The 10,408-nt window shown below is 66.5% G+C and carries 10 protein-coding genes; 8 read left to right on the forward strand and 2 right to left on the reverse strand.

Annotated elements, in window-relative coordinates; all coding sequences use genetic code 11:
- Positions 1 to 332 precede the first annotated feature (332 nt).
- Positions 333 to 1,307 carry a hypothetical protein gene (locus ACTHLF_RS00265; RefSeq protein WP_440323792.1) on the reverse strand — a complete coding sequence of 325 codons (975 nt, stop codon included), beginning with the start codon at positions 1,305 to 1,307 and terminating at the stop codon, positions 333 to 335.
- 69 nt (positions 1,308 to 1,376) lie between these two features.
- On the opposite strand from ACTHLF_RS00265, the gene miaA reads away from it, so the two are divergent.
- The 6 genes from miaA to ACTHLF_RS00295 all read left to right on the forward strand — a co-directional run bounded on the left by miaA (position 1,377) and on the right by ACTHLF_RS00295 (position 7,633).
- On the forward strand, positions 1,377 to 2,312 hold the full coding sequence (gene miaA, locus ACTHLF_RS00270) for a tRNA (adenosine(37)-N6)-dimethylallyltransferase MiaA (RefSeq protein WP_440323794.1): 936 nt from the start codon (positions 1,377 to 1,379) through the stop codon (positions 2,310 to 2,312).
- Between the two features lie 133 nt (positions 2,313 to 2,445).
- Complete coding sequence (hfq, locus tag ACTHLF_RS00275; RefSeq protein ID WP_440323796.1) at positions 2,446 to 2,703, forward strand: RNA chaperone Hfq; 258 nt, start codon at positions 2,446 to 2,448, stop codon at positions 2,701 to 2,703.
- A 97-nt stretch (positions 2,704 to 2,800) separates the two neighbouring features.
- A complete protein-coding gene (gene hflX, locus ACTHLF_RS00280) occupies positions 2,801 to 4,111 on the forward strand; it encodes a ribosome rescue GTPase HflX (protein WP_440323798.1) in 1,311 nt (436 codons plus the stop codon).
- Between the two features lie 151 nt (positions 4,112 to 4,262).
- On the forward strand, positions 4,263 to 5,411 hold the full coding sequence (gene hflK, locus ACTHLF_RS00285; RefSeq protein ID WP_440323800.1) for a protease modulator HflK: 1,149 nt from the start codon (positions 4,263 to 4,265) through the stop codon (positions 5,409 to 5,411).
- Positions 5,408 to 6,277, forward strand: coding sequence for a protease modulator HflC (gene hflC / locus ACTHLF_RS00290; RefSeq protein ID WP_440323802.1), 870 nt, complete (start codon positions 5,408 to 5,410; stop codon positions 6,275 to 6,277). The genes hflK and hflC overlap by 4 nt, the downstream gene beginning before the upstream one ends.
- Before the next feature lie 51 nt (positions 6,278 to 6,328).
- A complete protein-coding gene (locus ACTHLF_RS00295) occupies positions 6,329 to 7,633 on the forward strand; it encodes an adenylosuccinate synthase (RefSeq protein WP_440323804.1) in 1,305 nt (434 codons plus the stop codon).
- Positions 7,634 to 7,683: 50 nt separating this feature from the next.
- On the opposite strand, the gene ACTHLF_RS00300 is transcribed toward ACTHLF_RS00295, so the two are convergent.
- Positions 7,684 to 8,778 carry a sterol desaturase family protein gene (locus tag ACTHLF_RS00300; RefSeq protein WP_440323810.1) on the reverse strand — a complete coding sequence of 365 codons (1,095 nt, stop codon included), beginning with the start codon at positions 8,776 to 8,778 and terminating at the stop codon, positions 7,684 to 7,686.
- Between the two features lie 91 nt (positions 8,779 to 8,869).
- On the opposite strand from ACTHLF_RS00300, the gene ACTHLF_RS00305 reads away from it, so the two are divergent.
- Both ACTHLF_RS00305 and ACTHLF_RS00310 read left to right on the forward strand, forming a co-directional pair.
- Complete coding sequence (locus ACTHLF_RS00305; protein WP_440323806.1) at positions 8,870 to 9,496, forward strand: GNAT family N-acetyltransferase; 627 nt, start codon at positions 8,870 to 8,872, stop codon at positions 9,494 to 9,496.
- Positions 9,493 to 10,408: bifunctional folylpolyglutamate synthase/dihydrofolate synthase (locus ACTHLF_RS00310; RefSeq protein WP_440323808.1), on the forward strand; the 916-nt coding region annotated here is incomplete at its 3' end. The genes ACTHLF_RS00305 and ACTHLF_RS00310, both read left to right, overlap by 4 nt.

Consider the following 10,408-nt stretch of genomic DNA (forward strand, 5'->3'; position numbering starts at 1 on the left):
GGCCCATTCGCCGGGGGCGGTCGCGCCGCTCCCCCAAAACACGACCGTTACCCCGCCCCACCGCAAATGGCGGCCCCAGGGGCCGGCCCACCCGCGCCTCAAACGGCGAGGTTCACGGTGGGAGAGCTCGCAGCGTGTGCCAACTAGCTCGCCTGTGGGAGCGCGCTTGCGCGCGATAAGCCCACGGAGCGGTGACGCGGCTAGCCATCTCACGCGCTAACCGTTGTTCGATCCGCCGAGGCGCGGCGGCGATGACACCAGCCGGCATCGCGTCGCCGATGCACCCGACGACCCCGGTAATGCGCGAAGAACCTTTTTCATGGCGTGCCGCCTTAGGGCGGTAGCTGGCAATCGGCACACAGGAGCCAAGCCGTGCGATGGGCGTAGTCGATGGTCATGCGAAACGATGAAAGGACGTTTCCACCCAGGGCGCCGTGCACTTGCTTGTCCATGTACGCGGACAAGCCCTGCATGCTGAAGGCCTTGTCGGCGCGCTCGGTGAACCAGACGGGACCCACACTCCAGCCCTGGAGGGTGATCGAGGGCACGCGGATCGCCCGTGTCGCCCGACCCTGGCCGAACAGGTCATCGGCATCGTCGACCAGAGGCCAATCGGGATGGGCGGCGTGCCACCGGTTCATGACCGATGACGTGATGTAGCTGGTAGCCGCGTAGCCGTTTTGCGCGACGGGCGTTCCCATGAGCTTCTTGCCGGTCGCCGTAGGGTGAGCCGTCGCGCCCGTATCGAGTAGAAGATCGAACGATTCGCCTTCGACACTGATGGCAATGCGGGGGTACGGCGCCTCGAGGTCGCCGTTCGGCTTGGTGGGAAAGCCCAGGGGGACGGCACGTGCTTTTGCGTCGTGCTTCCAGGTGGCGTCTTCCAGCGTGAGTCGATGCGCCGGGTAATCGAACGTCCATATGCCCCGCGACAGATACCACGCGCTGACGACGCCATCGTCCATGCCATCACCGATGCCATCCGGTACGAGCGCAACGTTATGGCACGGGAGGCCATCCAGGTGGGGTATGCCTTTTCCTGGCGCAAACGTCGGCGGGATAACAAAACCATCGGTGTCGAAGCACCTGGCCGGCGTGAGGTGCATGGGGGCCGCGACGGAGGCGCGTAGTAACAGGAACCCGCCACCGCCGCCCGTGTCGGTATTGAACCGGAGTGTTTTGCCGCCCAGGGTGGTAGGCGTGGTGAAGAAGTGACCAGCCTCATACGACGTCGGGATCACCGTCGATGCAGCGCCGGTCGTCGATATCGCCATGCCTATCGCGGCAGCGAACCATGTTGCCTTCATCCATTCGTTCCTCTTCCGTGCAGGAGCATGGATACTCTCAGCTTGCCTTGGCCCCCACCAGCATGACCGATGACCCACGACACCCGCCCCCTCGCCATCTTCCTCATGGGCCCGACGGCCTCAGGGAAGACGGCGCTCGCCTGCGCGCTGTCCGATGCGTTTCCCGTCGGGCTCATCAGTGTGGACTCGGCGTTGGTGTATCGCGGACTGGATATCGGCTCGGCCAAGCCGGATGCGGGCACGCTGGCGCGCTATCCCCACGAGCTGATCGATATCCGCGACCCGGCCCAGCCGTATTCGGCGGCGGATTTCGCAGAGGATGCGGTAGCGGCCATGGCGCGCGTTGCGGGGCAGGGCAAGGTGCCCCTGCTGGTGGGTGGAACCGGCCTGTATTTCCGCGCGCTGCAGCGTGGCCTTTCCGACCTGCCGGAAGCCGACCCCGCCGTCCGTGAGCGGCTGGGTGCCGAAGCCGCTGATATCGGCTGGGCTGCGATGCATGCCCGCATGGCCGCGATCGACCCGGCCGCCGGCGAACGGATCCGCCCGGGCGACGCCCAGCGCATCCAGCGAGCGCTCGAGGTCTTCGAGCTGACCGGGCGCCCGATCACCGAGCTACAGAATTCGCCCCGCAAGCCGTTCCCGTGGCGCGTGTTGAAGATCGCACTGCTTCCTGAGAATCGGGTTGCCCTGCACGAGCGCATCGCCCGCCGTTTCGACACGATGCTCGTCGATGGCTTCCTCGATGAGGTGCGTGGTCTCAAGGCTCGCGGCGATCTCCACGCCGACCTGCCTGCGATCCGCGCCGTGGGCTACCGCCAGGCCTGGGAATTCCTTGATGGACAAGGGGATGCCCAGAACTTCAGAGACCGTGGTATCTATGCAACGCGGCAGCTCGCCAAGCGCCAGGTGACCTGGCTGCGCAGCGAGCTCGACGCACGCGCTTTCGACCCGGATCAGGGGGATCCGTTGCCGGAAGTGCGTAAGGCGGTGGCGCAGTTTCTGTAAATGCCACCATCGTCACGCTGAGTGCTTCCAGCCAGCGTTTAAAAGCAGTTAAGATTCAAAGCACTTGGGCCGGGGCGCCGTTTTCGGCGTTTTTTACCCGGACCCGTACGAGAGGCGTAGGGGAGAAGAAAAAATGTCCAAAGGGCAGTCATTGCAAGATCCGTTTCTGAATGCGCTTCGCCGCGAGCGCGTGCCGGTCGCCATCTACCTGGTGAACGGCATCAAGCTGCAGGGCACGATCGAGTCGTTCGACCAGTTCGTGGTGCTCCTGCGCAACCAGGTGAGCCAGATGGTGTACAAGCACGCCATCTCGACCGTGGTCCCGAGCCGGAACGTGCGGGTCGGCGGCCACGAGAGCCACGTGGAAGGTGCGGGCGACGCCGAGGGTTGAGGGGCCCGAAGGCGGAACCCATATCGATAAGGACGAGACCGGGCAGGCCATTCCGGCCTGCCCGTCTTCTCTTCCATCCATGAGGTCATTCCCCTAAGTGTTCGACAGGCAAAAGAAAGGCGATCGCGCCGTCCTGGTGCTCCCGCATTCCCGGGGCGAGGGCGACGCGGCGCGCCGTGGCGAGGAATTCGCCGAGCTCGTGTCATCGGCAGGCGCCGAGATCCTGGCCAGCATCCCGGCTCGCGTGGCCGAGCCCAATCCCCGTTTTTATATTGGTAGCGGCAAGGCCGATGAAGTGGCCGAGGCCGTGCGCGCCCTCGAGGCGGACCTGGTCCTTGTCGACCACGTCCTGACCCCGGTCCAGGAGCGCAACCTCGAGAAGCACCTGAAGACCCGCGTCGTCGATCGCGCGGGCCTGATCCTGGACATCTTCGCCCAGCGCGCCCGCTCGCACGAAGGCAAGCTGGAAGTGGAGCTCGCCCAGCTGAAGCACCTGGCCACGCGCCTCGTCCGTGGGTGGACCCACCTGGACGCCCAGCGCGGCGGTGCCATCGGCAACCGCGGCCCGGGTGAAACCCAGCTTGAAACCGACCGCCGCCTCCTGGCCGAGCGGGTCAAGATGCTCACCAAGCGCCTGGAAAAGGTCCAGACCCAGCGTGACCAGCAACGCCGTGCGCGCCTGCGCAACACGGTGCCGCGCGTGGCGCTGGTCGGTTACACCAACGCCGGCAAGTCGACCCTGTTCAATGCGTTGACCACGGGCGGCGTCTATGCCGCCGACCAGTTGTTCGCGACCCTGGATCCCACGGTCCGCAAGATCGATGGCCTCGCCTGCGGGCCTGCCGTCGTGGCCGATACGGTCGGCTTCATCCGCGAGCTGCCGCACGACCTGGTCGCCGCGTTCCGCGCCACCCTGGCGGAAGCGCGCGATGCCGACCTGCTGATCCACGTCAGCGACGCGGCGGATGAAGAACGCGAGCTGCTGCGCCGTGTCGTCAATGCGGTGCTCGAAGAGGTCGGGGCAGGGGATATTCCCCAGCTTTCGGTCATGAATAAGATAGATCTCATTGAAGACGCCGAGCCCCGGGTCGATCGGGGCGACGACGGCAAGCCCCGGGCCGTCTGGCTTTCGGCGCATTCAGGTGCCGGGCTGGATGGCTTGCGCGAGGCCCTCGGCGAGCTGCTGGGCGGTGACCGGATCCGCGCAGGCGTACGCCTTCCGCTCACCGCTGGCCGGCTCCACGCCCGGCTCAAGGCCGCTGGCGCCATTGCGAGCGAGGCGATCGACGAGAATGGGTGGCAACTGGATATCGACGCCCCGCGCTCGGTCCTGGCACCGCTGGTGGGTGATGACGTGCACGGAACGTCTCTTCGCGAGCTGATCGATCCGCCCCACGCCGAGCACTGAGCGGGGCGGGTCTGCTAGAATTCGAAGTGTTGGCGTGCCTGATCGGCCCGGCGACAGGCGTTCATACGCCTGCTGTCGTTCCCCGTCGGACAGGCCCGCCTGAAGGCTTTCCAGCCGCCCACCCTCCAGTCCCCGAAGGAGACTGTCGCCCATGCCCTGGAATGAACCCGGCAACGGCCAGAAGGACCCCTGGAACCGCAACCGGCAGGGTCAGCGCAAGTTCGACCTGGATAGCCTGCTGAAGCAGTTCACCTCGCGTTTCGGCCGCTTCGGCGCCGGCAGCGGCGGCGTGCTGGCGATCGTGCTGGTCTTCGTGGTCGCGTGGCTGCTCGTGTCCAGCTTCACCGTGATCGATGCCCGCCAGGTCGGAGTCGTGCTGCGCTTCGGCCAGTTCTCGCGCGTGCTGCCCCCGGGCATGCACCTCAAGGCCCCGAACCCGATCGAGACGGTCACCAAGGTGGAAACCACCCAGGTGCGTACCGTTTCCGACACGGTGTCGATGCTGACCCGTGACGAGAACATCATCGCCATCGATTTCAACGTGCAGTACCAGGTCTCGGACGCACGCAAGTTCCTGTTCTCGAATGCCGACCCGGCTGAGAGCATGCTGAAGAACGCCGCCGAAGCCGCCGTGCGTTCGGTGGTCGGCGCCAACGCCATGGATAGCATCCTGACCACCGGTTCGGATGCCCAGACCGCGCCGGCCGCCACCGCCGCAGGCCAGGCCCAGGCCGTGGATGCCACGCCCGAGGCGAAGGAGACGCTGCAGCAGCAGACGCGCGCCATCCTGCAGTCGACCCTCGACATGTACGACTCCGGCATCGTCATCAGCAGCGTCAGCTTCCAGAGCGTGTCGCCGCCTGCCCAAGTGAAGGACGCGTTCGATGACGTCAACGCCGCGCGCGAAGACCGCCAGCGTTCCGAGAACGAAGCCCAGGCCTACCAGAGCAAGCTGATCCCCGATGCCCGCGGCGAAGCGGCCGGTATCGCGGCATCGGCCGAAGCCGAGCGCGCCGAGCGCGTTGCCGCGGCCACGGGCGATGCAGAACGGTTCAACCTGCTGCTCAAGGAATACCGCGCCGCGCCTGACGTCACCCGCCGGCGCCTGTGGCTCGAAACCGTCGAGGACGTGCTGAGCCGCAACGGCAAGATCATCGATGGCAGCGGCGGCAAGAACATCCTCCAGCTGTCCGCCGAGCGCGGCGGCAACGCCAGCATTCGCAACGTGCCGGGCGTGGGTGCCGTGGTCCAGTCCGCCAGCACCGACGCCACGCCGGTCCAGCAGGGGAGCAACCCGTGAAGATCGTTTCCGGCCTCGTCGTCGTCGCCCTGGTGCTGCTGGGGTTCAACAGCGTTTTCGTCGTGAAGGAAGGGCAGAACGCGCTCCTCCTGCAGTTCGGCCGCATCGTGCGTTCGGACTTCCAGCCCGGCCTGCACTTCAAGGTGCCGCTGGCCCAGCAGGTGGTCACGTTCGATAACCGCATCCTCGGCCTGGATGCGCAGCCCGAGCGTTATTTCACCCGCGAGAAGAAGTCGGTCTCCGTCGATTTCTACGTGAAGTGGCGCATCGCCGATCCGGCGGCCTACTACCGTGCCACCGCGGGCGATCCGACTGCCGCCATCGGCCGGCTTACGCCGGTCGTGAAGGATGCCTTGCGTGATGAGTTCAACTCGCGCCTGCTCGAAGACCTGATCGGTGGCGGCCGCAAGGACATCACTGGCCATGTGCGCCAGCGCACCGACGAGATCGCGCGCAAGAACCTGGGCGTGAGCGTGGTCGACGTGCGCATCAAGCGCATCGACCTGCCCGCCGAAGTGAGCGAGTCGGTGTACAAGCGCATGCGCACCGAACGGTCGCGCCTGGCCAACGAACTGCGTTCCACGGGCCAGGAGAACGCCCAGAAGATCCGCGCCGATGCCGAGCGGCAGAAGGCCGTGATCCTTGCCGACGCAAGGCGCGATGCGACCGCCGTGCGCGGCGATGGCGATGCGAAGGCGGCGGCGATCTATGCGGCGGCTTATGGCCAGGATCCCGAGTTCTTCGCTTTCTACGGCAGCCTGCAGGCGTATAAGCGGTCGTTCGCCGACGGCAAGGCCACGCTCGTACTCAAGCCCGATTCCGAATTCCTGCGCTACCTCAACGACGGCCCCGGCCGCCAGCGCTAACACGTCTCCACATCGCCCTCCCGGGCACAGCAACCTAAGAGAGCCACCACCATGGGTAAGTCAGTAGTCATTCTCGGCGCGCAATGGGGCGACGAAGGCAAGGGCAAGATCGTCGATCTGCTCACCGAGCGCGTCGGTGCCGTCGCGCGCTTCCAGGGCGGCCACAACGCCGGCCACACGCTCGTGATCAAGGGCAAGAAGACCGTCCTGCACCTGATCCCCTCGGGCATCCTGCGTGACGACGCGCTCTGCCTCATCGGCAACGGCGTGGTGCTGTCGCCGGCCGCGCTCATGAGCGAGATCGCCGAGCTCGAGGCACAGAACGTCGACGTGCGCGCCCGCCTGAAGATCTCGCCGGCCACGCCGCTGATCATGCCGTACCACATCGCCCTCGATAAGGCGCGCGAAGTGGCTTCCGGCGCCAAGGCCATCGGCACGACCGGCCGCGGCATCGGCCCGGCCTACGAAGACAAGGTGGCGCGCCGCTCGATCCGCGTGGCCGACCTGATGTACCCGCACGAGCTGCCGGAGAAGGTGAAGGCGGCCGTCGATTACTACAACTTCGTGCTCACCGAGTGGTTGAAGGCCGAGCCGGTTGATTACCAGACCGTGCTCGACGAAGCGCTGACCTGGGGTGAATACCTGCGCCCGATGGTCGACGACGTCGCCACCATCCTGCATGACGTGCGTCGCGATGGCGGCAACATCCTGTTCGAAGGTGCGCAGGGCGCGCTTCTCGATATCGACCACGGCACCTACCCGTACGTCACCTCGTCGAACACGACGGTCGGCGGCGCACTGGCCGGCACCGGTGTGGGCGCGCGTGACATCGATTACGTGCTCGGCATCTGCAAGGCCTATGCAACCCGCGTCGGCGGCGGTCCGTTCCCGACCGAGCTCAACGACGAGATGGGTGAGCTGCTGCGCAAGAAGGGCAACGAGTTCGGTGCCAGCACCGGCCGCCCGCGCCGCTGCGGCTGGATCGACCTGGTCGCCCTGAAGCGCGCCGTGCAGATCAACGGCATCGACGGCCTGGCGATCACCAAGCTCGACGTGCTCGATGGCCTGGAGTCGATCAAGGTCTGCATCGCGTACGAATACCGCGGCAAGCGCCGTGAGCTGGCCCCGCTCGATGCGGATGGCTGGGAAGAGTGCAAGCCGGTGTACCTCGAGTTCCCGGGCTGGGAAGAATCCACCGCGGGCATCCGCGACTGGAACAAGCTCCCGCCGGCCGCACGCGCCTACCTGCGCGCGGTGGAAGAGCTCTCGGGCTGCAAGCTGGCCCTCGTGGCCACCGGCGCGGACCGTGACGACACGATCGTGCTCGATGACCCGTTCGGCGGCGCCGACTGCTAAGCGGTCGTTACCGATGAAGAAAAAGGCCAGCTCCGTAGCTGGCCTTTTTTTTAGTCGCCCGCCTGTGGGAGCGCGCTTGCGCGCGATTCCGCCAATCCAGCGGCAGGGGCCGCCGCGCGATGCAGCGCGTGCAGGTCGATGTCCTTCACCGGCACGGGGCAGTAATCCTCGCCAAACGCCACCTCGCCCAGCCTCCATCCCCGTTTGCTCGTGATCGCACCCCAGAACCGACGGAACGCCGCCCAGTGCAGGCCGACCAGGCCCTTGTCGTTGTCCGCGTCCACCATCGGGTCGCCCACGCCCGTCGGCCGTATCGGCTCGCCGTGCAGGGATGTACCGAAGACCGTGTCCCAGATAGAGAACACCTGCCCGAAATTGCAGTTGTGCAGGTTCGGCCGGTCCGGGTCCACCAGCATGTGGTGCAGCCGGTGGAACGTGGGCGAGACGAAGAGGCTATCGAAGACGGGCCCGAAACGCACGCGGACGTTCGCATGCGAAAAGTTCTGCACCAGCTCGCCGAGCAACACCAGCCACGCGAAATCCGTGGGCGCCACGCCGATGACGACGCCGACGCCCGCCAGCACCACGGATTGCAGGAAGCCATCGACCAGGCTGCCACGATCGTTCGTCCAGCAGCTCATCTGCCGCGTGCTGTGGTGCATGCTGTGCAACGCCCACCACCAGGGCAGGGCGTGCTGGAGCCGGTGCATCCAGTAGTACACCAGGTCGTAGATGATGTAGTACACGACGAACAATACGAGCGGGTGATCCTTCAGGGCCGGCACCCAGTGCACGATGCCGAGCAGGGATTCATCACCGGGGCCGCTGTCGGTGCCGCCGAAGTAGTTGGCGACAGGCGTGAGCACCAGGTAGCTGAATATCGGAAAGATGCCCAGGAGCATCATCAGCGTGTATTGCCAGTCGACCCGGGTGAGCCGGCGGTTCTCCCAGCGTTCGGCCGGGATCAGTGACTCCAGCGGCCGGAAAAGGAAGGCGATGATGCCGACCTGCAGCATCGAAATGAGGATCGCCTCCGCGATTTCACGCGGGTCGCCGGCCAATCCCGCCAGGTGCAGCATGGCAAGGAACGGGGTGATGGCATGGACGCTTGTCCAGTCGACCAGGTGGGACCACGGCGCGAACATGAGGGCCTCGGGCGTGACGGGCCGAGCCGCGCAGGTGCGCGCGGGCGGTTGGCCCATTAAGCTTTGCCGCTCTTTCATTACGCTTTCCGCCATGCGCCCCATTCCCGGCATCACGGTCACGCCGTACGTGGGGCAGGACATCCTGCCCGTCGTCGATGAACTCGCCGGCCTGCGTATCGCGGTGTTTCGCGACTGGCCTTACCTCTATGAAGGCGATCGCGATTACGAGCGCGATTACCTGGCCGCCTATGCGGCGTCGCCACGCAGTGTGTGCGTCGTGGCGCGCACCCTGGACGGCGAGGTGGTCGGCGCCTCCACCGGGATCCCGCTCGCCGATGATGGCGAGGCATTCCACGAGCCATTCCTGGCACGCGGCATGGCGCTTGACGAAGTGTTCTATTTCGGCGAATCGGTGCTCCTGGCGCCATGGCGTGGGCGCGGGATCGGCCATGCCTTCTTCGATGCGCGCGAGGCCCATGCCCGGGCCTGTGGCGGCTTTCGCTGGACGGCGTTCTGTTCCGTACGCAGGGATCCGGCCGATCCGCGCGCGCCTGCGCAGCATCGTTCGAACGACGCCTTCTGGCGCGGTCGCGGCTACGCACCCGTCGACGGCATGAGCTGTACGCTTTCGTGGAAGGAGCGCGGCCATGCGGCCGCGACGCCACACGTCCTCGATTTCTGGATGCGCGGGCTCGACCGCGCGGAGACACCCGCATGACCCGCACCCTGGCCGAGTGGCTGGCCTATCAGGAAACCACCAACGTGCACGAGATCGAGCTTGGCCTCGATCGCGTGCGCCGGGTCTGGGAAGCCATGGGCGCGCCGCGGCCGGCGCCGCTCGTGATCACCGTGGGTGGCACCAACGGCAAGGGTTCCACCGTGGCCTTGCTCGAAGGCATGCTGCGCGCCGCCGGCTACCGGACAGGCTGCTACACCTCGCCGCACCTCGTGGACTACAACGAGCGTATCCGCATCGATGGCGTGGACGCGGCTGACGGCGACCTTATGGCCTCGTTCGAGCGGATCGAGGCGGCGCGCGGCACGATCGCGCAGACCTATTTCGAATTTGGCACGCTGGCGGCGATCGACCTTATGGCCCGCGCCAGCGTCGACGTCGCGATCCTCGAAGTGGGCCTGGGTGGCCGCCTCGATGCGGTGAACATCATCGATGCGGATGCGGTCGTCATCACGACCATCGACCTCGACCACCAGGCGTGGCTCGGTAGCGACCGCGACACCATAGGCAGGGAGAAGGCCGGCATCGCTCGCGCCGGTCGGCCAGCGGTGGTCGGCGAGCTGGACCCGCCGGAGGGGTTGCTGGACGCGCTGCGGGGCATGGGCGCCGTGATCGAACGCGCTGGCTCGTCGTACTGGTGGGAAACGGCCGCCGGGGCTTCGTCAGGCGACGGCTGGCGCTGGCTGCACACGGACGGTACCGCGGTGGAACTGCCGCGCCCGGCGCTGGCGGCACCGGTACAGTTCGCCAATGCCTCGGCGGCGATCGCCACACTGCACACGCTCGGGAGCCGTGTCACGGTACCGGCCGGGGCGATCGCCTCGGCCCTGGCCAGCGTGCGCGTGGACGGACGCCTCCAGCGCATCGGGGAGCATCCACTCACGCTGGTGGATG

It is taken from the genome of Luteibacter sp. (genome assembly GCF_051958795.1).
Lineage (GTDB): Bacteria > Pseudomonadota > Gammaproteobacteria > Xanthomonadales > Rhodanobacteraceae > Luteibacter.

What these genes read in the sequence shown, in the direction of transcription:
- ACTHLF_RS00265 (WP_440323792.1), bottom strand. Translation starts at nt 1,307, where the DNA reads ATGAAGGCAACATGGTTCGCTGCCGCGATAGGCATGGCGATATCGACG.
- miaA (WP_440323794.1), top strand. Translation starts at nt 1,377, where the DNA reads ATGACCCACGACACCCGCCCCCTCGCCATCTTCCTCATGGGCCCGACG.
- hfq (WP_440323796.1), top strand. Translation starts at nt 2,446, where the DNA reads ATGTCCAAAGGGCAGTCATTGCAAGATCCGTTTCTGAATGCGCTTCGC.
- hflK (WP_440323800.1), top strand. Translation starts at nt 4,263, where the DNA reads ATGCCCTGGAATGAACCCGGCAACGGCCAGAAGGACCCCTGGAACCGC.
- ACTHLF_RS00295 (WP_440323804.1), top strand. Translation starts at nt 6,329, where the DNA reads ATGGGTAAGTCAGTAGTCATTCTCGGCGCGCAATGGGGCGACGAAGGC.
- ACTHLF_RS00300 (WP_440323810.1), bottom strand. Translation starts at nt 8,778, where the DNA reads ATGTTCGCGCCGTGGTCCCACCTGGTCGACTGGACAAGCGTCCATGCC.
- ACTHLF_RS00305 (WP_440323806.1), top strand. Translation starts at nt 8,870, where the DNA reads ATGCGCCCCATTCCCGGCATCACGGTCACGCCGTACGTGGGGCAGGAC.